15 protein-coding genes and 7 pseudogenes are annotated in these 22,046 nt (G+C 68.3%); 10 read left to right on the forward strand and 12 right to left on the reverse strand.

The features are described from left to right. Positions 1-138: 138 nt before the first annotated feature. Together ACTWQR_RS36510 and ACTWQR_RS36515 are read right to left on the reverse strand one after the other, a co-directional pair. A pseudogene (locus ACTWQR_RS36510) lies at positions 139-699 on the reverse strand (response regulator); the annotation flags it as partial. A gap of 235 nt (positions 700-934) precedes the next feature. Continuing rightward, positions 935-1,588: pseudogene (locus ACTWQR_RS36515) on the reverse strand (serine hydrolase); the annotation flags it as partial. A 434-nt stretch (positions 1,589-2,022) separates the two neighbouring features. Between ACTWQR_RS36515 and ACTWQR_RS36520 the strand changes: the two are divergent. Together ACTWQR_RS36520 and ACTWQR_RS36525 are read left to right on the forward strand one after the other, a co-directional pair. Continuing rightward, the gene (locus ACTWQR_RS36520; protein WP_443231531.1) at positions 2,023-2,322 is read left to right on the forward strand and encodes a hypothetical protein; all 300 of its coding nucleotides are present in this window, start codon (positions 2,023-2,025) and stop codon (positions 2,320-2,322) included. A gap of 289 nt (positions 2,323-2,611) precedes the next feature. After that, a complete protein-coding gene (locus ACTWQR_RS36525) occupies positions 2,612-3,007 on the forward strand; it encodes a hypothetical protein (RefSeq protein WP_443231532.1) in 396 nt (131 codons plus the stop codon). A 183-nt stretch (positions 3,008-3,190) separates the two neighbouring features. Here the strand turns inward: ACTWQR_RS36525 and ACTWQR_RS36530 are convergent. The 3 genes and pseudogenes from ACTWQR_RS36530 to ACTWQR_RS36540 form a co-directional block, all read right to left on the reverse strand. After that, a pseudogene (locus ACTWQR_RS36530) lies at positions 3,191-3,423 on the reverse strand (replication-relaxation family protein); the annotation flags it as partial. Beyond that, positions 3,424-3,693 (reverse strand): hypothetical protein, encoded by a 270-nt coding sequence (locus tag ACTWQR_RS36535; RefSeq protein ID WP_443231533.1) that lies wholly within the window; start codon positions 3,691-3,693, stop codon positions 3,424-3,426. 302 nt (positions 3,694-3,995) lie between these two features. Beyond that, a complete protein-coding gene (locus ACTWQR_RS36540; protein WP_443231534.1) occupies positions 3,996-6,896 on the reverse strand; it encodes an AfsR/SARP family transcriptional regulator in 2,901 nt (966 codons plus the stop codon). Positions 6,897-7,431: 535 nt separating this feature from the next. Here ACTWQR_RS36540 and ACTWQR_RS36545 point away from each other — a divergent pair. Then, positions 7,432-7,841: pseudogene (locus ACTWQR_RS36545) on the forward strand (alkaline phosphatase family protein); the annotation flags it as partial. A gap of 123 nt (positions 7,842-7,964) precedes the next feature. On the opposite strand, the gene ACTWQR_RS36550 reads toward ACTWQR_RS36545, so the two are convergent. Further along, on the reverse strand, positions 7,965-9,011 hold the full coding sequence (locus ACTWQR_RS36550; protein ID WP_443231535.1) for a serine hydrolase domain-containing protein: 1,047 nt from the start codon (positions 9,009-9,011) through the stop codon (positions 7,965-7,967). A 37-nt stretch (positions 9,012-9,048) separates the two neighbouring features. Continuing rightward, positions 9,049-9,491: pseudogene (locus ACTWQR_RS36555) on the reverse strand (glycosyltransferase); the annotation flags it as partial. 461 nt (positions 9,492-9,952) lie between these two features. On the opposite strand from ACTWQR_RS36555, the pseudogene ACTWQR_RS36560 reads away from it, so the two are divergent. Together ACTWQR_RS36560 and ACTWQR_RS36565 are read left to right on the forward strand one after the other, a co-directional pair. Continuing rightward, positions 9,953-10,737 (forward strand): annotated as a pseudogene (locus tag ACTWQR_RS36560) (IS21 family transposase); the annotation flags it as partial. A 335-nt stretch (positions 10,738-11,072) separates the two neighbouring features. Next, positions 11,073-12,515: a non-reducing end alpha-L-arabinofuranosidase family hydrolase gene (locus tag ACTWQR_RS36565; RefSeq protein ID WP_443231536.1), complete on the forward strand. Its 1,443-nt coding sequence runs from the start codon at positions 11,073-11,075 to the stop codon at positions 12,513-12,515. 268 nt (positions 12,516-12,783) lie between these two features. Here the strand turns inward: ACTWQR_RS36565 and ACTWQR_RS36570 are convergent, their stop codons facing one another. Next, positions 12,784-12,948 (reverse strand): hypothetical protein, encoded by a 165-nt coding sequence (locus tag ACTWQR_RS36570; RefSeq protein WP_443231537.1) that lies wholly within the window; start codon positions 12,946-12,948, stop codon positions 12,784-12,786. Positions 12,949-13,066: 118 nt separating this feature from the next. On the opposite strand from ACTWQR_RS36570, the gene ACTWQR_RS36575 reads away from it, so the two are divergent. Further along, complete coding sequence (locus tag ACTWQR_RS36575) at positions 13,067-13,264, forward strand: hypothetical protein (protein ID WP_443231538.1); 198 nt, start codon at positions 13,067-13,069, stop codon at positions 13,262-13,264. Between the two features lie 58 nt (positions 13,265-13,322). Further along, a complete protein-coding gene (locus ACTWQR_RS36580; RefSeq protein WP_443231539.1) occupies positions 13,323-13,676 on the forward strand; it encodes a transposase in 354 nt (117 codons plus the stop codon). Positions 13,677-13,856: 180 nt separating this feature from the next. On the opposite strand, the gene fxsT is transcribed toward ACTWQR_RS36580, so the two are convergent. After that, a complete protein-coding gene (fxsT, locus tag ACTWQR_RS36585) occupies positions 13,857-15,875 on the reverse strand; it encodes an FxSxx-COOH system tetratricopeptide repeat protein (protein WP_443231540.1) in 2,019 nt (672 codons plus the stop codon). Between the two features lie 406 nt (positions 15,876-16,281). Between fxsT and ACTWQR_RS36590 the strand changes: the two genes are divergently transcribed. The 3 genes from ACTWQR_RS36590 to ACTWQR_RS36600 are packed head-to-tail and all read left to right on the forward strand — an operon-like array spanning position 16,282 to position 18,741. Further along, positions 16,282-16,797 (forward strand): SRPBCC family protein, encoded by a 516-nt coding sequence (locus ACTWQR_RS36590; protein WP_443231541.1) that lies wholly within the window; start codon positions 16,282-16,284, stop codon positions 16,795-16,797. 19 nt (positions 16,798-16,816) lie between these two features. Continuing rightward, positions 16,817-17,722: a flavin monoamine oxidase family protein gene (locus tag ACTWQR_RS36595; protein ID WP_443231542.1), complete on the forward strand. Its 906-nt coding sequence runs from the start codon at positions 16,817-16,819 to the stop codon at positions 17,720-17,722. A gap of 41 nt (positions 17,723-17,763) precedes the next feature. After that, positions 17,764-18,741 (forward strand): PucR family transcriptional regulator, encoded by a 978-nt coding sequence (locus tag ACTWQR_RS36600; protein ID WP_443231543.1) that lies wholly within the window; start codon positions 17,764-17,766, stop codon positions 18,739-18,741. A 3-nt stretch (positions 18,742-18,744) separates the two neighbouring features. Here ACTWQR_RS36600 and ACTWQR_RS36605 read toward each other — a convergent pair whose 3' ends face one another. From ACTWQR_RS36605 to ACTWQR_RS36615, 3 genes and pseudogenes are all read right to left on the reverse strand, one after another. Beyond that, positions 18,745-19,674 (reverse strand): alpha/beta fold hydrolase, encoded by a 930-nt coding sequence (locus ACTWQR_RS36605; protein ID WP_443231544.1) that lies wholly within the window; start codon positions 19,672-19,674, stop codon positions 18,745-18,747. A gap of 9 nt (positions 19,675-19,683) precedes the next feature. Beyond that, entirely contained in the window at positions 19,684-21,237 is a 1,554-nt protein-coding gene (locus ACTWQR_RS36610) for a flavin-containing monooxygenase (RefSeq protein ID WP_443231545.1), read from the reverse strand. 331 nt (positions 21,238-21,568) lie between these two features. After that, positions 21,569-21,652, reverse strand: a pseudogene (locus tag ACTWQR_RS36615) (GNAT family N-acetyltransferase); the annotation flags it as partial. Between the last annotated feature and the right edge of the window lie 394 nt (positions 21,653-22,046).

The following is a 22,046-nucleotide window of genomic DNA, read 5'->3' on the forward strand; positions in this document are numbered from 1 at the left end:
TGCGGATCTTTGCGTGCACGCCGCCCTTAACGTCGTCGACGACCTGGGAGACCGCGAAGTCGCCTGCCGCGCTGAGGTACGCCATCGACAGATGGCGGTCGATGCTGTAGTCGGTCGCGAGCAGGTGCGGGGCGAGAGCCGGGCGATGTCCTCGGCGGCCGCGATTCCGTTCCTGCTCGGCATCTGGATGTCGAGCAGGGCGACGTCGATGTCCTGGGCGCGGCACGCCGCAGCGGCTTCCCGACCGTTGCCCGCCTCGGCGACCACCTCGATGTCTTCGGCGTTCTCCAGGATCAGCCGGATTCCCGCACGCATCAGTGCCTCGTCGACGGCGATCAGGACTCTGATCACCAGCTCATCTTGGGACCAGCTCATCTCAGGACTGCCGTTGTCAGCAGTACGACGAGGAAGCCCGCCGAGGGGCCTTCGCTGAAACCTCTCCGGGCGCGGCGGCCCGTCTTCCCTCCGGCGTCGGGCAGGAAGGGGCCCGTGCCCCGCTGAGCGGGAGCCCTGGCGAACGGCGGTTTCCGCATGGCGGCTTGGCTGCCCACCACGGGAACGGCCCCACGGCAATTCGCTTCTGACCGCTCGCCGCAGTGTCTCCACGAGGAGGTCAACAACGTCCGACTCGAACTCCGTGGTCCCTCCGGCCACGGCATCGGCGTCGGCGTGCACTCCGGTCGTCCCTCGTTGCTCCATCGAACATTCCCCTCGATCATGGTGGCCGGTCCGAACGACGCTAGACGCGCCCTCCTGACACCGCGTCTGCCGACCGGCCACACTCCCGGTCCGATCGGCCGACCGGCTACGGAACCTCTGCGACACGGCGCACCCGGCGGGAAAGTAATCGACAACCTGAACGACGCGGTGAACCGGCGCGAGCGCGGCCGGATCGCGGTGTGGAGCGCGCGGCGCAGTAGCCGGGGGGTAGCCGTCAGGACAGGGCGTTGATTCCGAGGGCGTTGTAGGCGGCGGTGACGTAGGCGGCGGCTCGTGGGGAGCCCAGGATGTCGGGTCCCATGTTGTTCATGACGTAGCTGATCGGCATGCGTCGGTCGAGGTCCATGATGGCCATGGAGCCTCCCCAGCCGCCCCAGAAGGCGACGCGTCCGTCGGGGATCCAGGGCAGGGTGCGCCGGTCGGGCAGTGCGTATCCGAGGCCCCATCTGAGGTGCAGGCCGTTGACGGAGATCCGTACCGCGGGACTGTTCGTCGAAGATGAGCTTGACGGTGTCGGGTCGCAGGAGTCTGCCGTGGGCGGTGGCGCCTTCCTGGGACACCGGCGTGAGGATGTCGGCGAGGGACAGGGCGTTGCCGCGCCCAGGTCCGCGGCGCGCCAGGCCGCGGAGTTGGCCGCCGGCGCACGGAAGGAAGGGCCCGTGAAGGTCTTGTACGCGACGGAGTCGTGGTCGAGTACCGACGGGTCGAAGTCGAGTGCCGGGGTACTGACGTCGGCGACCCGCCCGAAGTCGGCCTCCTCCAGCCCGATCCGGAAATCGGCACCGAGCGGCTCGGCGATGTGACGGCGAACGAAGTCGCGCAACGGCAGACCGGTCAGACGGTGCACCAACTCGCCTACGAGGTGACCGTAGGTGAGGACGTGCTAGCCGGAGGCCCAGCCGGGTCGCGCAAGCAACCCACTAATTCATCGACGGCCCCCAAACAGCCAGTGGCTCGTCTGATGTCCTTGGCCGGGGCATCGATGTGCCCGTCCAGTGGTGCGCAGAGTGTCCCCGGGACTGATCTTGGAGAAGGTGACGAGGCGTCAACCGAGGCTGTCCTTCCGGCGCGTCAGCGTGAGTGAAGGCCACAGGTGGGACTCTGGCGGTGGCCCGAATAGCCTCTCTGGCCATGGTTGCCGTCGCGCCTCAACGTACGCTCCTTCACCCGCCGGTGCTCGTTCGATATGCCCTCAACACCGCTGTGCCGCAGCCGGGGGTGGGCCGCTCATGAGTACCGTCCTCCGCGAGCCAGACCACTCATATGAGGACCTGGTGAGGCTGGTCACCGAGCTGTACAAGGATGCCGAGGAGTTGCCCGCGCTCAGCGCGGCGGTCGCACGGCCAGTGGGAGCGGCTGTGGCTGGCCGAGCCGTACGCCCTGGTCTACCGCTTGTGGCGCAAACGCCGGGGCAAGCGCTCCTACTGGGCCGTGGACGAGGAGTTTGCCCTGGACGCCGCGGACCGGATCAGCAAGGACGTCGCCGAGACGGTACTGGCCCGGCTGCACCGTGCTGGACAGTCGCGGGAGTACGCTCTCGTGCCGGCGTACTGGGCTGCCAGCGTTCGCCAGCTTCACAACCCAACCCGCGCTGGCCAGTGAAGCAAGGTTTACGCAAGGTTCCTGCCCACATTCACCCCCCACCGTGGGGCAACGGCCCCGTGGAACCGAGGGGGCACCGGCTCTCTTGACCCCCGCCAAGGGCCGGGCGACGCCGTTGAGTTGCGAGCTGATGGCTTGCGCATGTCGCAGATCACCGCGTCTGCCGGCTCACCCTTCTCGGCAGCTCGGCAGCTCGGCAGCTCGGCAGCTTGGCAGCTTGGCAGCTCGGCAGGTACGCCGTTCGACGTCTGAGGCACAGCTTCAGGACCCATCACACGCAGGAGGAACCATGGCATTACGCAAGGCCATCACAGTGGCTTTCGCGTCACTAGCACTAGCCGGCGCCGGTCTGACGACCTCGGCATCCGCCGCGCCAGCGGGAGACAACTCCCAGGGGAAAGTCACAGGCTCAGCCAAGGCCTGTTCCACCGTCGCCGCGTCGTCGAGTGCCGACTCGGGCTCGGTGTCGGGCGTTCGCACCGCGCTGGCCAAGGACGTCAGCCCGAAGGGCGACGACCCCGAGTGCCCGCCCGCCGGGCGCGGCTGGAAGTACATCGGCGAATACTTCTGGGCCAGCACGTGCATCTCGGCCGGCAACGGCGGAATCAACGCTGGTTCTTGGAACCAGTACCAGTGCACATGCGGCGGTGCATTCAGCGACTACGAGCTCTGGGTGCGTAAGTGACGCACCGGTGAACCACCCGTGGGTGCTCCGGCGCCGTCTACCAGCGGCGGCGGAGCACCCGGTAGCGCGCCGAACGCGATGTCGTACGCGCGAACCCCAGCGCAGTCCGCGCAGCGTAGGGAACCGCTCGGTGCCGACGCGGGCGCTGAGCCGATGACCAAAGGGCGTGGGCGGGCGGAGTCTTCACAGGTCGGTCCACGGGCGGGGCTTGCCGCCGACGAGAGGGTCCAGACCGTCTGGGCGGAACCGTGTTGCTCGATGTCTTTGAGTACGGCGGCTCCGAGCGGGACTTCGTGGGCGAGGGCCGCAGCAAGCGGGTGTTGAGCAACCATCCCCTGCAGATCGCTCATCCGATTGCCCAGCCTGGTTTGGGAGGCACCGGTGAGCATGAAGAGCACGCGGGGAAAGATCGGATATTAGCTGCCGGGGCCGATCTCCGGCGCTTCGACGGTTTCTGAGATGAGCACCTCCGCACGGATGTTGCAGCCGCCCGTGGGGTTGTTTCCGGCGTTCCAGTGCTTGAAGGAGGTGCGCTGGTAGCCCTGCCTCGATGCGGTGACCAGGGGTAGGCGGTCGACGGCGATGGCGAGTGGCACGGTCTCCGCGGCATGAGCCGGCGGGGCGGCGGCGAGCGGCAGGACGACCTGGGCGGCGGCCTCAAGGCCCCGCAGAGCAGTCTTGATCATCTGCTGTTGATAGCGGCTGCCCGGTTGTGCCATGCAGTGGCCCTGGGACCGCATCCACCCCACGCCTCACCCACCGCTCTGCCTGGATCAACCACGACGGCGAATTCCCGGTCGTCGAGGGTACGTTGATCCGTCTCCAGGTCGAGCGGATGCCGGGCGGCGGTGACCCACTGCCCGTGTGGCCGTGCTCCTTCCAGGACCTGCATGACCGCCACCGATGCCTGATGGCCGAGTCGACCAGCTCGATCACCTTGACCATCGTGGTCACCCGTACGTGTAGCACCACCTGTTGTTGCCTGGTGTCACGGCGGCGTCGTAGGGCTCGCTTCCCGGTCGGCGGCGGGATCCGGCCGCGCGTCGGGCGGGAGTTCGTGCAGGCGGCGGAGTCTTTCCCGTATCTCCTCGGCGTCCGGGTGGCGGACCTTCTCGAGGATCGCCAGTGCCTGCTGCCAGCTCTTGCGGGCCGCGTCCGGCTTGCCGGCGGCCAGGTGGACGTCGCCGAGGTTGCCGAGGGTGTGGGCCTGTCCCCACTGATTGCCGATGTCGGCTTGGGTGTCGAGCGCCTGGTGGTAGTACTCGACCGCGTCGTCGTAGCGCTGGAGCCGGTGGTGGGCGGTGCCGAGGATGTCGAGCGCGATGCCTTCGCTCCAGCGATCATCGATGGTGCGCAGGACGGTCAGCGCCCGCTCCAGGCAGCCGATGGCCTCTTCGCACCGCCCGAGCTGCTCGTAGGCGTCGCCCAGATTGACCAGGATGGTTCCCTCGCGCACGGCGTAGTCGAGACTCCGGTTGACGACGAGCGCTCGGCGGCCGTACTCGACGGCCTTGTCCGGCCGGCCGATTCGACGGTAGACGTAGCCCAGGTTGGACAGGGTCTGGCACCTGCCGACTGTGTCCCCTAGTTCCCGGCAGAGGACCATCACCTGCCGGAAGTGGTCGATGGCCTCGTCGTACCGGTGCACCTGCGTCAGGGCGCACGCCCTGTCCATGAGACCCCATGCCTCGCCGACGCGGTCGTGGGCAGCGCGGGCGGCGTCGAGGCCGATCCGGGTGGTGTCGAGCCAGTCCTGCAGATGGCTGCGGAGGTAGAAGAACCCCCACAGGGTGGCGGGCAGTTGCCACGCGATGCTCGGTCGGCCGACGGCGACGGCCTGGCGCACCGCGGCGACGAAGTTGGAGCGTTCGCTCTCGCACCACTCCAGGGCTTGGTCGTAGGCGCTGAACGCAAGAGGGTGGCAGGAGGCGGGCAACGGGTCGAGGGGAACCCGCCGGCGGTCCGGGGTGAAGAACGGATAGGCGGCGTCTGTGGTGTGCAGGTACCAGGTGAGGAGCCGCTCGACGGCGCGGCCCCGTTCTTGCGGTGTCTCCTCGGCGAGGACGCGCTCGGCGGCGTAGACACGCAGCAGGTCGTGCAGGGTGTACCGCCCGGTTAGATGCTCGGTCAGCAAGTGGGCACCGGTGAGTTCGACCAGCAGGCCTCGGGTCTGACGGAGCGGGAGCCCAGCGAGGGCGGCTGCGGCGGGTGCAGAGATGTCGGCCCCGGCGTGGAGGCCCAGCAGGTGGAACAAGCGCGCGGCCGGGGCGGACAGGGCGTGGCATGACCAGGAGAAGACGGCCCGTACGTCGGTGGTGAGATCGCCCCCGGCGAAGGCGTCGAGACTGCCGTGGCTGTCGCGTAACTCCTCGGCGACGGCTCTGAGGGGGAGGACGGAGTGGGTGGCGGCGCGGGCGGCGGTGATGGCCAGGGCCAGCGGGAGCCGGGCGCACCGGGTGATGATCTCCTGCACGGCGTCCGGTTCGGCCGCCACCCGGTGTTCGCCGAGGCGGTGGGCCACCAGGTTGCGGGCCTCGGCCGGTGAGAGCAGGTCCAGGGTCAGGGGGTGGGCGCCCTCGGCGGCGACCAGGCCCGTCAGACGGTTGCGGCTGGTCACCACGGCCAGGCAGCCGGGAGCGCCGGGCAGCAGCGGACGAACCTGGTCGGCGTCACGGGCATTGTCCAAAACCACCAGCAGCCGCCGCCCGGCCAGCAGGCTGCGATACAGGCCGACCCGCGCCTGAAGATCCACCGGGACGCGATGGGGTGGTACGCCCAGCGCGTCGAGGAAGCCCCGCACTGCCTGATCGGGCGTCACCACCGTCCCGGACGGGTCGAAGCCGCGCAGGTTCACATACAGCTGACCGTCCGGGAACCGGTCGGCCACCCGGTGCGCCCAGTGCACCGCCAGCGCCGTCTTGCCCATCCCGGCCGTGCCCGACACCGCCGAGACCATCACCGCGGCCGGCCGTTCCGCCACGGCCAGGATTCCGTCCAGCCGGGCCAGCTCCTCCTGCCGGCCGGTGAACCCCCGCGCCTCCAACGGCAACTGCGCCGGCACCGCCCGACCGGCCTCCGGCTCGGCGGACGGCCGCGGGCTGTGGGCCTCGGGCGGGGCGGGTTCGCCGCGCAGGATCGCCTGATGCGCTCGCTGCGCCTCCCCGCCCGGGTCCGTGCCCAGCTCCTGGGCCAGCCGCTTCTGCAGGGCGGCGTAGCAGGCCAGGGCCTCCGGACCGCGCCCGGCCGCCTGCAGCGCCCGCATCAGTGCCACGGCGAGCGGCTCGACCAGCGGATGCGCAGCCACGATGTCGGTCAGCGCACCGATCACCCCCTCGTGCTGGCCCACGCGGAACTCGGCCTCCGCCCAGGCCAGCACCGCCTCGATCCGCTGCTGCTCCCAGCTCTGCCGGGTGCGCTCCGCCCACGCACCGGCAAGGCCCGCCAGCGGCTCACCACGCCACAGCCCGAGTGCCTCCCGCAGCATCCCCACCCGCTCGGGATCCGTGCCGCTTGCGGCGCGGGCCTGCTCGACCAGCCGCCGGAACCGGTGCACATCGATGTGGCCGGCCGGCACGTCCAGCAGGTAGCCGCCCGGACCGCGCCGCAGCTGCGGCCCTGCGCCGGCGCCGTCCGTACCCGCATCGAGGGGTGTGGCCACAGTTGCCAGCATCCGGCGGATCCGGGCGATGTGCGCGTAGAGCGAGGGGCGCACCTGGGCAGGCAGGTCCTGCCCCCAGACCCGGTCGATCAGCGTCTCCACCGCCACCCAGCGGCCCGCGTCCACCAGCAACGCCGCCAACACCGTGCGCTGCTTGGCCGGCCCCGTATCCACGGCCGCGCCATCCGCGCCCCGTAACTCGACCGTGCCCAGCAGCAGAAACTCCGTCATGCCCTTCCCCCGCCGTCGCTCTGCACAATCCGCGCACAGGGCTGCCGCCCCGCGAGCTTCACGCCCCGACCCGCGCTGACCAGTCAAGCAAGGTTTACGCAAGGTTCCTGCCCACATTCACGCCACACCGTAGGGACATCGGCCCGTGACACCGAGGGGGCACCAGCCTTCTCGACCCTGCCAAGGGCCGGGCGAAGCCGATCGGTTGGGCTCTGCCGGCATTCAGATCGCGCCGGCCAGCTAAGCGCTCCGCTGGAAGCGCGGTGATGAAGCCGCGGGCCGGTGGGGGCTCAGTTCCCGGCGCCCCTTACGGGGCGCGGTACCGCACCGGACGTCACCAAGGCCGCTTAGGGCCTGTATCGGGTTGTGATCAGTTTGCGGGTTTCGCCCTCGTAGTTGTACCTGATCTGACAGATCTTGTTGTATGACGCGAGTGCAACTGACAGACGCTGAGCGGGAGTTCATTGAGGCGTATCTGCCGATCGGCGAGTACGGCCCGTACCCCGAACGGCTGCGTCGAAGATCGCACTCAGCGATCGCACTCAGCGGCGGGACGTTCCACGGGCGCCTGTCCGGGGAGGAGCGCATAGATCTGACGGCCGGGCAACTGGCCGCCGGTGACCGCTCGCTGGTCTACACGTACTACGCCGAGGTGGACGGCAAGGGCCACCGTTTCGGCGTCGACTCGGACCCCTGGCGCGGCCAGCTCATGTATGTCGAGCCGGAGTCGCCCTCCTCGGCGGCGAGGGCCGCGCCCGCCATGGTGGTGGTTCAGCTGAGGAACTTGTCGATGACGGCGTCGAAGGCCGGCGGGTTCTCCAGGAAGACGAAGTGCGAGTTCGCCTCGGTGGCCGGGAAGATGTGCAGCTCCGCGTGGGGAACGCGCTCGGCGATGTAGCGCTGGGATTCCGGGCTGACGTGGCTTCCGACGCAACCGATGACGAGCGTTAGGCCACCCGCGCCGGCGTCGAAGGAACCATCGCCCAAGGGCTACGCCGCTGCGGCCTGCGCAGAAGCCGCTATTTGGGCCTGGACAAGACCCGCCTTACCACTGACCTGCCGAGGCGGTCAGGAAAACGCCACGGCACGGAACTCGTTGCGTACGTGGGTAAGCGGTTCGCGATCGCGCGTGAAGTAGAGCTTGTTGGTCAACAGGACTGCCCATCGGCTCTGCCTGGGAGAGATCCACATCCCCGTACCGGTGAATCCGTAGTGCACCCAGACGTCGTCGATCTCGGCCGCAGTGCCCGGGGACGGATGCCAGAACAGGCCGCGGGCGGGGAGGAGCCCGCCGGTCTGGATCTGGAGGGACTCCTTGACCCAGCTGCGGCCGAACCCCGGCTCTTGGGTGGACCGAGCGGGTTCGAGCATGTGGCGGAGAAAGACAGCGAGGTCATCGAGCACGGAGAACACGCCCGCGATGCCGCACACGGCACCCAGTAGGCGCGCCGAGAAGTCATGGGCGGTTCCCATGAGATGGGCGCCACTGGTCTCGTCGAGTTCGGTCGGCGCGCAGCGAGCTGCAGCCTCGGCGGGAAGTGAGCCGAAGCGAGTGTCAGTCATGCCGAGTGGCTGCCAGACGCGATGGGCGGCGAACCGATCGAGTGTGTGGCCGGAGAGGTGCTCGACGAGGTAGCCGAGGATGAGGGCAGCGCGGTCCGTGTATTCCACGGCTTCGCCAGGTGGGCGGTGCAGGGCTTCGTGAAGGACGCCGTCGCGGACGTCTTGAGGATCGGTGCCGTAGAGGTTCTTGAGGTTGGCGCGCAGCGGGACGCCGGCGGTGTGCGTGAGCAACTGGTGGGCGGTGGCCCGGGCGAGCGGGTGACCTGTGACCGCGGGCCAGAAGTCGCCCAGAGCACTGTCCAGTTCGAGTTTTCCGTCCTCGACGAGAGTTCCGATGGTGGACCATACGGCGAGGATCTTGGTGAGGCTTGCGACGTCGAAGATCGTGTCGAGTCGCATCGGCTCGGCAGGGTGGTCGGGATCCAGGACGCCGACGGTGCCACTGGCCTGCGTGCCGCCGCTGTCGCCCACAGCCCAGACGGCGCCGGGGTAGACCTTGTCGCGGACGCCGTCGTGGAGGAGCTGGTGAATGTGGTCGGTGTCGAGCGTCATGGTCTCCCGATCGATGCGTGCCGTGGGTTCCCGTCGGTCAGCGTAGTGAGGAGACGCAGGCAGGTTCGGTTGCGCCACGGGCAGGTCGACTCAGTCGCTTGCCGAGGTCGGTCAGTGCTGCGGCGGTTGTGCTGAGGGGGTAGCGGGCCGCGTTGTGCGGCCCGCTGTTTGAAGGGCCGGTAGCAGGCCGGGCGAGGTGCGGAGCCGGTTGAGGTCTCGGGTCAGAGACGCGGGATTGGTGAAGTCGGTGGCCAGGGCGGTGGCGGCGAGGGTTTCGTTCAGGCCGGGCACGGGCTGGTAGAGGACGGGCAGGCCGCAGGCTTGGGCTTCGAGGGCGACCAGACCCATGGCTTCGAGGGTGGTGGAGGGCATCACCAGGGCGTCGTGGTCGGCGAAGATTTTCCACAGCTGTGGTCGGCGGAGCCAGCCGAGATAGCGGACGCGGCCTCCGAGGGGTCGCAGCAGTGGGGCCAGTGCATTGTGGTTCCCTTCCCGCTTCGGTTTCACGGTCTTCCGTCGACGGTGTCGACGCCGGTCAGTGGGGTGACCTGGCGGGGTGGGGGAGGCAGGACGGGGCTGGGATACGACCGGCGTGCCCCAGGCACGGCCTGCGGGTCGGACGGGCCGGCCGCGCCAGGCCTAATAGGAGGACCACGGCCGCGCGGCACAGGCGCGGGCGTGGCATGGTGCGGGTGACGTCACACGATGCTCCGGGAGGCGATCGGGGCTCGCCGCACGAATGCCGGGTGCACCCTTCCAAGTCCGGCACTTGGCGTTGGGGAGAGCCTTACTGGTACGGATGATGCGGGTGCTGTCATGCGCGGCATGTGCACCATGCGCAAGCCGCTTCGGCCGGGGTCGCGTTCGACACTGCGAACATGAACCGATACTTCGGACGGCACGGATCCTAGGAGTTGAGAGCGGACAGCACAAGATCCTTGATCGACCCATTCATGCCCAAGATTGAGGAGTGGGTCGACCGGTCGCAGCTCACGGTGCGAGACGGCAAGCTCCACGAACGCCTCCAGCTACTGGGGTTCACCGGGGACGAGCGGACGACGCGGCGGGCGGTCGCGCGGGCGAAGGGAACAGTGGCGGGCCGGCCACCGTCGTACTTCCGGCCATGGATCGCCGAGCCCTGTCTCTGGTTGCAGTTCGACTGGGGATGGGGCCCGAAAGTGCCTGGTCCGGGCGGTGGAAGCGAGCGCGAGACGCTATTGTTCTGCGCGTGGCTGGCGTGGTCCCGCTTCCGGGTGGTGATCCCGGTCTGGGACCGGACCCCGCCCACGGTGATCTCGTGCATCGACTCCACTTTGCGGGCGATCGGCGAGGCACCGACCTATCTACTCACCGACAACGAGAAGGCGATGACCATCGACCGGGTCACCGGGTCACCGGGTCACCGGGTCACCGGGATCGCGGTCCGTCATCCTCAAGTCGTGGCCGCAGGACGCCACTACGGCCTGCAAATACACACCTGCGTCCCGTTCGATCCCGAGTCCAAAGGGCAGCGAGGCCACCGTCCGTATCGCGAAGACGGACCTGATCCCGACCTCCGTGAACCTGCGGGAGAAGTACGGTAGCTTCGCCGAACTCCGCGGGGCCTGCGCGATCTTCTGCCAGCAGGTCAACACCCGCGTCCACCGCGAGACAGGCAGGGCGCCGGCCTCCGCGCTAGACGGTCGAACGCACCCGCCTGCACCCGCTGCCCGTGGCCCCTCACACCCTCGACTTGGACCGGGCGGCAACCTTTTCGGGAGCGGCGGCAACCAGTACTGCAACGGTGCCTGTCCAAGCCCGCGCCCGCACCGCTACCTGACTCACAGTCAAAGACCTGTATGCGCATGGGACTTGAGGCCGCCTGGTTTCAGTCTGTGAATGTTCCGGCTTGTGAATTTCGCGAGAGGTGTTGACGCTGATCACCGGAACCCTATTATCCAGTTGCTCGACACTTCGACCTTTGTTCGCTATGCCGAACACTTCAGGGCCGCACCACGCCGCCTCCGGACAGCCCCTGACGGGCCGAACCGGAGTCGCTTGCTCAAGGATGACGAGGTCCTTATGCACAGACGTAGTTTCAGTCGCGGACGTCCGCCCGCGGTGCTCGCCGCTGTGGTTGCGGCCCTGGCCGCGTTGGCGGCGCTGCTCGTCGCCGGCCCGGCGCGGGCGGCCACCACCAGCGACGTGCGCGGTGTTGATTCCGGCCGGTGCCTCGATGTGGCGGGCTTCAGTCAGACCGACGGCGCGAACGTGCACATCTGGGACTGCCACGGCGGCAGCAACCAGCAGTGGACGTTGACGGACAGCAGCCAGCTGACCGTGTACGGCAACAAGTGCCTGGATGTCCGGGACGGCGCCACCACATCCGGGACCCCGGTGCAGATCTGGACGTGCAACGGCAGTGACAACCAGCAGTGGCGGGTGAACCCCGACGGCACGATCGTCGGCGTGCGGTCCGGGCTGTGCCTGGAGGTCTCGGGCTGGGGCAAGGCCAACGGCACGGCGGTGCAGCTCTGGTCGTGCCACGGCGGCACCAACCAGAAGTGGACCGGCCTGTCCGGGGCGGGCAACGCGTGTGCTCTTCCGTCGACCTACCGCTGGACATCGACCGGCCCGCTGGCGGAGCCGAAGGCGGGGTGGGTCGCGCTCAAGGACTTCACCACCGTGAAGCACAACGGCAAGCACATCGTCTATGCCACGACGCACAACACCCTCGCCGGTGAGGACGGGAGGTGGGGACTGACGACCTTCAGCCCCTTCACGAACTGGTCCGACATGGCCACCGCCACCCAGAACACGATCCCCTTCGATGGCATCGCGCCGACGCTGTTCTACTTCGCCCCGAAGAACCTCTGGGTGCTCGCCTACAACGGGGCTTGGCCATACAGCTTCGGATACCGCACATCGAGTGACCCCACCGACCCCAACGGCTGGTCCGCGCAGCAGGAGCTGTTCACGGGCACCCTCCCGAAGGGCGGCCCCCTCGACGTGACCCTCATCGGCGACGACACGAACATGTACATGTTCTTCGCCGACGATGAGGGCGGCATCTACCGCGCCGGCATGCCCATCGGCAACTTCCCGGGCACCTTCGGCTCGTTCACGAAGATCATGAGCGACACGCCGCAAAACCTGTTCGAGGCCGTCGAGGTCTACAAGGTCCAGGGTCAGAACCAGTACCTCATGATCGTCGAGGCCCAGAATTACACAGGGTACGGTCGCTACTTCCGCTCGTTCACGGCCACCAGCCTCGGCGGCACGTGGACACCGCAGGCTGGGGCCGACACCGTGACCAGCCCCTTCGCCGGCAGTGCCAACAGCGGCGCGACGGCCTGGACAAGGGACATCAGCCACGGCGATCTGGTTCGCACCAACCCCGACCAGACCAAGACCATTGACCCTTGCAATCTGCAGTTCCTCTACCAGGGGCGCGACCCCAGCACCGACGGCATGGACTACGGCCTCCTGCCGTACCGGCCGGGCGTGCTGACACTGCAGCGCTAGTCGGTGGCGTGACGCAGGTTCTGGTGTTCCTGACGTTCCCGGGCAACGACGTACGCCGAACCGGGTGAGCGTCACAGCGAGCGATCAGGAACGGGTGGAGTTGGAGCGGCGGGCTCGGTGCAAGGCCGAGCCCGCCCGTGCACGTGGAGAACCCGGATGGTGGCGGCCTCGTCCTGGTCGACGACGAGACGCGGAACGTGTCAAGCCTGGTGAGTCGGTCGGTTTCAGGGTTCGTCGAGTGAGCCGGGGTCGCCGGCGTCCGAGGTGATCACCGGGCGACGGCGTGGTCGTTGATCGGCGGGGTGGGTGGCTTGTTGACGAACCGTTCGGGATTGCGCTGGTAGACGGCGGTCAGGACGTCGGCGCGGACGGCGGCCATCCGGACGACGGTGCAGCGGCTGTAGATGTCGATGAGCGAGTGCAGGTGGTACAAGACCCGTTTGCCCGGTCCGCGCAGCCGCGTTACGTCCCGGGACCGGATCTCATTCGGGCGGGTGGTCGGCAGTTCCGGTTTGGCGTGCGCTGGGTGGACGCCCGAAGAATCCGCGGCCGTGATGGACGATCCCGTCCGGACGCCGCAGGTGCGCGAGGAAATGGCCGACGTCTTCGCGTACTTGCTCAGGCTGCCCGACCTTTTTGATCTTGACTTGGAACAGGCTCTGGTTGAGAAGAGCGAGACCAATGATCGGAAGTACCCGGCGCACCTCGCTCGAGGCCGGGCGGACAAGTTCACACAGCTGGGGGGATGAATCAGCTGTCCCTCCCCTCGTAGCGTGAAGACCGTGACTGCAGGGAAAGTTGGGAGTCATGGCGGATAAGCGACGGAAGTTCGATCCGGAGTTCCGTGAAGGTGCGGTACGGATCGTGGCGGAGACCGGGAAGCCGATCGCCGAGGTCGCCAAGGACCTGGGCATCAACGAGACCACGCTGGCCAGCTGGGTCTCGCGCGTTCGCCGGGCGGTGACCGCGTCGGACGGTGAGATGCTCCGCGACGTGATGGACATGGCCGGCCGTGACCAGTGCTCCTTCCCGCCTTTCGACCGCCGCGACATCGAGGGCGAGGACGTCCGCGCGGCCGCGGGCGGACAGCTCACCGCCGTCTACCGGATCAACCGCCCCGCTGGGCGTCTGTACGTCGTAGGCATCGTCTGGCTGGGATGACGGCCGATGCGAGACCTGGGGGGTCGCCCTGCGAGTAGGACTGCTGCTCGCACCCGAGTAGGAGCAGTCGTCAGTTCGCTCTCCTCCGTGGCCGGTTCACCAAGCTGATCATCTTCGACAACGGAATCCGCGCCAGCCCCAACCGCATGGTGCGCTTCCCTATGGGTGCAGACGGCGTCGTCAACGTAGACGGTTGAGCAGAGCGAATGCATCCTCGGTCTTGGGGTGGGTCTTGCCCAGTCGGGTGTGCAGGATCTGTGCGCCCCGGCGCGCGAGGTCCGCTGCGGTCGGGTCGTTCAGCGTGTGCAGGACTCGGGCCTTGAACAGCAGGACGTACCCGATGTACAGGTGGTCCGGCGCGTAACTGGCCTCGCGGATCCGCAGTGACCGCGAGATCAGCGGCACAGCCGTGGCGTAGTCGCCGAGGTCAACGTGGACGTTCGCCAGTGCTATCAGGTCGAAGCTCACATACGGATCGTCCGGCCCGTACGCCGCCTCGTCGATTTGTAGCGCCCGTTCGGCCAGAGGCCGCGCCGCCCCGTGTTCGCCGAGAAGGCACAGTATCCGCGCAAGCGTGGCCAGGTCCGTCGCGATGGCGGGACTGCCCGCCGGCAGGCTGGACTCGTGCAGGCGCAGCGCGCGCTCCGCCAGCGGGCGTGCCCTCTCCGGCGCGCCGAGGTCCCGGTGGATCTGTGCCAGGATGATCAGGTCGAAGCCGATCTCCGCATCCCGGCCCTCGAGCGACTCGTCAATCGTGAGGGCACGTTCACACAGGGGCAGTGCCACCGAGCAATCCCCGAGCTGGATGAGGAACGTCGACGCCAGCCTCAGCAGCACCGCAGTCTCCGCAGCGCACTCGACCGGTGGATCGTCCTTGGCCACCGCAATGACGTGCGGGAGCAGCTTCTGCCACCGCGGCCGCGCGTCCGGGGCGCCGTGGATGTCGTGCGGCACGGCCGCGAGCAGCGCACGACACAGCTGGACCCGAGCATCAGTGTGCACCTGGTCCGGCATCGTGGCCCGGATGGCGGCCTGCACTAGCCGGTGCAGCACCAGGGAGGCGTTCCCGCGCCTCGCGAGACCCATACCAGCCAGGGCGCCGACCGTCGTGTCCCACGCCAGCGGGTCGGCTGCGGCTCCGTTCAGTGTTTCGGGGCTGCCGGTGAACAGGTCCAGCGGGATCGGCTCCGGCGCCAGCAGGGCACACAGCTCCAGCAGACGCACCGCCTGGGGCTGGTCCGTCTCCAGCCTTCGCACACTGAGCTGCCACAGGGTCGCGACCACCACCGCCGGCCGGTCGGTCAGCTCGCCCCGCCCGATCATGTCCTCCAGCCGCGACGTCAGCAGAGCCAGGTACTCCTCGGGCGCCGTGTGGTTGTAGTCCATGTACCCGGCCGCCTGCTCCAACGCCAGCGGCAGGTCCCCCAGTTGCTCGGCGATCCGGTCCGCCACCGCCGCGGTCATGCCGGGCACCCGCCGGACCAGCAGCTCCACCGACTCTCGCCTGGTGAACACGTCCAGGTCGATGACGCCGGCTCTGCCTGACCAGCCACTCACCCTGGTCGTGACGATGACATGGCCGTTGCTCGCCGGGCCGCCCGAGGGCATCGCGTGCGTAAGCGTGCCCGGGTTCTCCCCGTTGTCGAAGATGATCAGCCAGGGCCTGCGGTCCACCAACTTGCCGTACACCCGTGGGATGACCTGGTCGGAGCTCGCCTCCGTCAGCCCCAGCTCCCCGGCCAGCGATACGAACTGGGACGCCACCAGATCGGGGGGCTCGGCGTCCACGAACGCGACGAACCGGTACTTCGACAAGTAGCGGTAGGCGTACTCGACCGCGAGCTGGGTTTTGCCGACGCCACCCAGCCCCTGCACGGCCAGCATCGCGACGTCGTTCACCGAGGTGAGGCGCTGCCGCACCTCCCGCAGTGGGGCGTCGCGGCCGGTGAAGTTGGTGTTGCGCGGCGGCAATCGGTACGCCATGGGCGGGAGCGGGTCCTGCGCACGGTTGCGGCGCGGCGCCTGCCACAGCCCGATGAGCGCCAGTGGTATCAGGATGAGGAGCACCACCCACGGGTGGATGCGCACGAAGTCGAGCGGCCCCGGCCAGCGGCTCTGGCCAGACGCCGCGTTGAAGGCAAGACTGCCGACGAACAGCACGAGCAAACCGGCCACCGCGCTGGCCAGCGTTCGCCACATGGCTCCCTCTTCGGTATGACGGCGACCACGACGATCAACAGCCAGCGTGATCTTATCCCAGGCGCCGCACCGCCCGAGGGGAATCGACCAACGTCAGCGGACCGGCAGCACCGGATACGACGCTGACCAAAGGCCGATTGCCGGGGCCGTGCAGCTGTTTGCCGAGCTGTCGTTGCCGCGTAGGCCGTTTGCGTTCACTCACCCATCCCTCCCGGATCCGCCGCATGCCAGGACGGCGGGGCGGATCCCCTACCATCTGGAGGCTCTGCTCACGTGCTGCTGCGCAGCGGCTCCGGATGATGCACTGTGCACCACCGGGGCGCCAACGTGGGGCGCGAGTACGTATCGGTTCGGCGTGAGGCGTATCACGCTGTCGGGCATCCACCCGCATCGAGGAGCCGCCGTGATGACCCACACCTTCCGATTCAGCCAGTCCCGACTGATGGCCGTCCCGTTGACCGCTGTCTGGGAGGTAAGCGGCGATCCCCGTCGTAACGTCGAGTGGTCCGCGAGCGTGCGTTCGGTGACCCGCGCCGCCGACCACTACGCCGTCGGGGAGTCGATAGAGGAGCAGAGCGTTGTTGCCGGCCCCTGGACCTGCCGCACAACCTGGACGCCAGTCGCAATCGACCCGATGCGCTCGCGGTCGTTCCGTGGCGGCGGCTATCCCGGCATCGGCGAACTGCGGCCCAGGCAGACCTTCGAGACCCTCACCAACGCCGACGGCGAGCAATTCACCCACGTCACGTACGCCATCGAAGCGGACCTCAGTTACGGGCGGCTCTCGTCGCTGGTCGCCAGCGCGCTGCGCTCGACCTTCGTGAACGAGATCAGGGAGTCCCTGGAGAGCCTCGAGCGCCTGTGCGCCGGCCATCGTACGGTCCCGGTCGACGTTCCCGATCCGACGCGCGTTGAGCGCTGATTCCCGAGGAGGAGATCCTATGGCTCAGCACCTGACCACCGACGTCGTCATCGTCGGTGCCGGCTTCGCCGGCCTGTCTGCGGCCGACCAACTGACCGCTCAGGGCTACGGCGTCGTCGTCCTGGAAGGGCGTTCTCGCGTTGGCGGGCGATCCTTCGGTGGCGAGATCGCCGGCGTGCCCATCGACCTCGGAGCCGCCTGGGTCGGCGCGCGCCACCCCGAGCTGCTCGAACTCGCCCAGCGCTTCGACTGCGCGACGCTTCCGCAGTACCACGAGGGCAAGAATGTCCTGAACCTCGGGGGCCGCCGCTCCACTTACCGCTCCGACATCCCGCCGGTGTCGCCGATCACGCTGCTGGACATGGGTCGAGTCAAGTACGCACTCGACAGGCTCACTTCGACTGTCGACCTCGAAACACCGTGGAAGACGCCCAACGCTCACGCCCTCGATGCCATGACGTTCGGCGATTGGCTGCGGCGCAAGCGCGCCACAGCCAAGACCCGCGCTCTCATGGAGACCATCAGCAAGGTCCAGTGGGGCTGCCCGAGCGACGAGGTCTCGATGCTGCACGTCCTCACCGGCATGCGAGCGCTCGGCGGGCTGGACCACATGCTGGCCGTCGAAGGCGGGGTCGAGCAGGACCGTTTCGCTGTTTCGCTGCACCAGATCGCGGTCCGGCTGGCCGCGAGCCTCGGTGATCGCGTCTTGACGGACACTGCCGTCCGCCGCATCGAGCAGGACGCTGATGGCATCACCATCCACACCGACGGCCCGTCGGTCCAGGGCCGACGCGTCCTGGTAGCGACCGCCGCCTCGCAATCGGCCCGAGTCTTGCGGGCCTTCACGAGCCGGCCATCAGTGCTGACCCTGCGCTCGTCGAGGGCGACCGCCGGGCGCTGCACGCCGAAATCATCCAGTGGCTGACCGCCAACATCCAGAATCCCGGTCGCCGGGTTACGCCTCACATGGGCCCCGATGCGCTGCAGTTCTACGCCGATCTGCGTCGTAGAGGCCTGGAACCGGACTTCGTGGGCAGCTGGCGCAGCGCTCTCCTCGTCGCCTGGCGGCGTTGGACCCAGCAGTGTGTGGCACAGATCACCGACCCCGACGTCCTGGCCGACACCCTGGTGGTGTCGGCGGAGTCGCTCGTCCAATTCGCGATGGATTCCATCACGGTCCTGCGCACGGCTACCTTCGACGATGCCGTCCATTACCACGACCAGCAGCTGCTGCGTGCGGTCCACCGCCTGATGCGGGAGGATCAGCCCGCCGCCGAGACCTCCGAGCTGCACGGCTACCGCTTCGGAGTCACCCATACAGCCGCCGTCGTCTGGAGCGAGTCGCCGGAACGCGGCCAGGTACTCGACGAGGCCGTCGCCCGGCTGCTGGAGGCCCTGCCCTGTAGGCGCTCACTCGTGGTGAACGCGAGCAGCACGACGCGATGGATCTGGCTTGCGACCGGAGCGGACCTCGCGGTCGGCACCCTGCGCCGGCAGGTGACCGAACCGACCGGAGCCCGGTTGGCCTTTGGCCGGCAGGGCTCCGGCATCGACGGCTTCCGGCGCAGCCATCGGGAGGCGGCCGCCACCCAGGGCGTCCTCATCCGGCTGGCCTCGCCCCATACCGTCGCGCGCTATTCGGACGTCGGCATCGTCGACGCCCTCACGCGCGATCGCGAGCACGCCGACGAGTTCGTGCGCTCAACCCTCGGCGATCTGGCGTTCGCCGATCGCGATCTGCGCCTGACACTGCTCACCTACATCCAGAGCGGCTTCAGCGCGACGCGCACCGCCGAACGCCTCTTCGCACATCGCAACACCGTGGAGCGGCGCGTCGTTCGTGCGGACGCGCTCTCGGCGACCAAACTCGCCGACGGCCCGGCCCAGATCGCGGCGGCACTCCTGATCCGTCACCTCCAGGACAGCCCTGAGGCCGGGCCCTGAACCTCAGCCTCGACCTCCGTCGGTGCGGGCGCCGACGTGGTCGATCACGAGGTCGGCCACGTTGTCGGCGAGCGCGGCGAGCGCGGCGGGCAGGTGGTGACCCATTCCGGGGATGACGACGTGCCGTACCCCGCGGATCGCGCGAGCCGTGGCCACTCCGCCGGACGGGGCGACGAGGACGTCCCGGTCGCCGTGGACGACAAGGGTCGGCACCGCGATAGTGGCTACCTCCGCCGTCCGGTCGCCGGAAGCATGGATCGCCTGCACCTGGCGAGCGACGCCATCGGCCGCCGTGGCGTCGGCACGCTCCCAGGCAAGGAGCGGGTGCTCGGTCTCCTCCCGCTCGTCGATCGGGTATGCCGTGCCGGCGATGTGCGCGGTGATCGACAGGTGCGCCCGCACCGCCGTGTCACGGGTCTTGGGTGGGGGTGCCATGAGCCGGAGGATCGTGGACGGTGCTGGTTGCCCGACGCGCCGGGCTCCCGTGGTTGAGTACATCGACGTCAGGCTTGCTGTCAGCGCCGGACGACGGGTGGCGATGATCTGCGCGATCATGCCGCCCATCGATCGGCCCACGAGGTGTGCCGAGGTGATGGCCAGGTGGTTCAGGAGACCGACGGTGTCCCCGGCCATGTCGACCAAGGTGTAGGCGTCAGCTCGCGGCCGGGCGAGCGCTTGGCGCCACAGGGCCGGTGAGGGCGTCTCCGCGAAGGTGGATCGGCCCACGTCGCGGTTGTCGTGCCGGATCACGTGGTGGCCGGCGTCGACGAGCCGGGAGACGAGCTGTGGCGACCATGAGGTGAGGTCCTCGCCCAGCCCGCCGATCAGTACGACCGGTGTTCCGCCAGGGTCCCCGTCGGTCCGGTAGCAGAGCCGGATCCCCGAGCCGATCACGGCATATCGCTCGGCGTCCGCCCTCGGTTTCGCTGACATCCCGGCTCCTCAGCTCGCCACGGCGGAGTCGGCCGCATCGACCGATCGATCCGACTGCCTTCGGGTGCTCAGGTTGAGGTACTCGTCAACCAGGGGACCGCGGAACGACTTCGCGTCCTGCGGGTAGGACATCTCCATTCGCCAGGGGGCTTCGACGCCTTGGCGCGGCGTGGTGTCCGCGGCGCGCTGTGCGTATCCCGACGCCAGGTTCATGACTGGACGCGTCTCCATGCCGTTGGGCGCGACGGCCACGGCGATGTCGTAGCCGTTGTCGTCCATGTGCTTCAGCAGCGACACGACATAGCGGCACACCAGGCTGACCTTGAGCGTCCAGGAGGAGGTCGTGTACCCGATCGCCAGGTTGAGGTTCGGGATACCCGACAGGAGCGCGCCCCGGTAGCAGACGGTCTTCGAAGTGTCCATCACCTCGCCGTCGACAACCAGGTCAATCCCACCCAGCACGCGGACGTTCAAGCCGGTGGCGGTGACGATGACATCGGCTTCGAGCTCGCGTCCGGACTCCAGGAGGATGCCGCGCTCGGTGAAGCGGCGGATGTGGCCGGTGACCACCTCGGCGTCGCCATCACTGATGACCTTGAAGAAGTCACCGTCTGCGGCGAGACACAGCCGTTGGTCCCACGGGTCGTACGGCGGCTTGAAATGGACATCGACCGGGTAGCCCTTCGGCAGAGCTCGCCTGTCGGCGGCCCGGATCAACGCGCGGGCGGCGCGCGGGAAGGCCTGGAACGACTTCACGATGCCTCGGTCGAGCCAGATGTTCTTCCAACGACTCGCCGCATACCCACGCTCGGGTCCAAGCAGCCTGTTGAGAGCGAGCGCCACCTTGTCGACGCGGCCGAGCGGCAAGATGTAGGTCGGCGTACGCTGGACCATGGTCACGTGGGCACCCCGGTTCTCCCCTTGGAGCAGCGCCGGTACCAGGGTCACCGCCGTGGCGCCGCTGCCGATGACGACGATCCGCTTGCCGGCGTAGTCGTATCCCTCGGGCCAGTGCTGCGGGTGGATGATCGCGCCGGAGAAATCCGCAACGCCTTCGAAGACCGGCGCGTAGCCCTCGTCGTAGCGGTAGTAGCCAGTGCCTGCGAAAATCCAGGAGGCCGTGATCGTGGTCGTGCCGATTTCGCCCGTGGCGGGGTCGGGGCGCTCGACGCTGAGGGTCCACCGGGCCTCTTCCGTGGACCACGACGCCCCGACGACTCGGTGCTGGAACCGCATCCGCCGCGCCAGGTCGTTCTCCTGGACCGTCTCCTGGAGGTAGTCCAGGATCAGATGGCCGTCGGCGATCGCGTGATCGTGGCGCCACGGCTTGAACTCGTAGCCAAAGGTGTGCAGGTCGGAGTCTGACCGGATGCCCGGGTAGTGGAAGAGGTCCCATGTACCGCCAAGGTTGGCTCGCGCCTCGAGGACCACGAAGGACTTGGCGGGCAGCTCGGTGGCGAGGTAGCGGGCAGCCCCGATGCCGGAGATCCCGGCACCCACGACGACGACGTCGATGTGCTCGGGCGAGTTGCTGGTCCGGCTGTGGGACCTGGACTTGGTCATGGCGGCTCCTCCTCCGTGCGCTGGCGGCCGGCGCGGCAATCCCGCGGCTCAAGCCATGCGCCACCACACACCCTGCGCATCGTGATGTGCCAACCCCAGGTGCAGTAGGTGCCGAAGTCGGCAATCGCGGTGCATCGTGCACCACGGCGGTCGGGCGTGGCCGTCTTGTCCGGGCAGTCCTCCCGTACCTCGGCGACCATACGCACCTCGCGACGGCGGAGCTCAAGCGGGTAACGGGAAGGCCGTGCCATGACTCGATCGGTTCATCGGGTTACTCCCTCGTGGATACCCCTGGCTTCAGCCGGGGGAGGAAACGAAGCTCCTGCGGACCGTCCCGGGCCTCGGGCTCACGGAGCACGAGCCTCTCGGTCCTGATCGGGGCAGGTGGCCAGGCGACAGGTCCGAGGTCAGTCATGCCGGCCGGCTAATCAGCAAGATCGATAGCGATCAAGACTCACGGAACGATCAACCTACCTGCCCGAACCTGTCCTTCTTCTCTCAGACGCCATCCGTTTTCCGAACGTGATCGTTTGGTTCGGGCTGGGTGGTCTTTCGCCTTGGGTTCGGGGGTGGTTCGGGTGCGGGAGACGCACTGGAGTTGCTGTCGGGCGTGCGGGTGCCATTGGTGTGATGCTCGGGTGTCGGATCTCCGCGTCGCTTGCTGCTCTGGCGGGCGGAGGACGCCCGGCTGCGGGTGGCGGTGCAAGGCTGTTCAGCTCGCTGAGTCCTTCCGGCTCGTTTCCGGTGGACGCCTGGGGGTGGTCTGTTTTCAGGTGAGCAGGATGTGCAAGTTGATACTGAAGATCATC

The organism is Streptomyces sp. 2A115 (assembly GCF_052245575.1).
GTDB lineage: Bacteria > Actinomycetota > Actinomycetes > Streptomycetales > Streptomycetaceae > Streptomyces.

Coding starts and splice junctions, on each gene's coding strand:
- ACTWQR_RS36520 (WP_443231531.1), top strand. CDS start 2,023: ATGCCGAGGAGTTGCCCGCGCTCAGCGCGGCGGTCGCACGGCCAGTGG.
- ACTWQR_RS36525 (WP_443231532.1), top strand. CDS start 2,612: ATGGCATTACGCAAGGCCATCACAGTGGCTTTCGCGTCACTAGCACTA.
- ACTWQR_RS36535 (WP_443231533.1), bottom strand. CDS start 3,693: ATGATCAAGACTGCTCTGCGGGGCCTTGAGGCCGCCGCCCAGGTCGTC.
- ACTWQR_RS36540 (WP_443231534.1), bottom strand. CDS start 6,896: ATGACGGAGTTTCTGCTGCTGGGCACGGTCGAGTTACGGGGCGCGGAT.
- ACTWQR_RS36550 (WP_443231535.1), bottom strand. CDS start 9,011: ATGACGCTCGACACCGACCACATTCACCAGCTCCTCCACGACGGCGTC.
- ACTWQR_RS36565 (WP_443231536.1), top strand. CDS start 11,073: ATGCACAGACGTAGTTTCAGTCGCGGACGTCCGCCCGCGGTGCTCGCC.
- ACTWQR_RS36580 (WP_443231539.1), top strand. CDS start 13,323: ATGGCGGATAAGCGACGGAAGTTCGATCCGGAGTTCCGTGAAGGTGCG.
- fxsT (WP_443231540.1), bottom strand. CDS start 15,875: ATGTGGCGAACGCTGGCCAGCGCGGTGGCCGGTTTGCTCGTGCTGTTC.
- ACTWQR_RS36590 (WP_443231541.1), top strand. CDS start 16,282: ATGACCCACACCTTCCGATTCAGCCAGTCCCGACTGATGGCCGTCCCG.
- ACTWQR_RS36595 (WP_443231542.1), top strand. CDS start 16,817: ATGGCTCAGCACCTGACCACCGACGTCGTCATCGTCGGTGCCGGCTTC.
- ACTWQR_RS36600 (WP_443231543.1), top strand. CDS start 17,764: ATGGGCCCCGATGCGCTGCAGTTCTACGCCGATCTGCGTCGTAGAGGC.
- ACTWQR_RS36605 (WP_443231544.1), bottom strand. CDS start 19,674: ATGTCAGCGAAACCGAGGGCGGACGCCGAGCGATATGCCGTGATCGGC.
- ACTWQR_RS36610 (WP_443231545.1), bottom strand. CDS start 21,237: ATGACCAAGTCCAGGTCCCACAGCCGGACCAGCAACTCGCCCGAGCAC.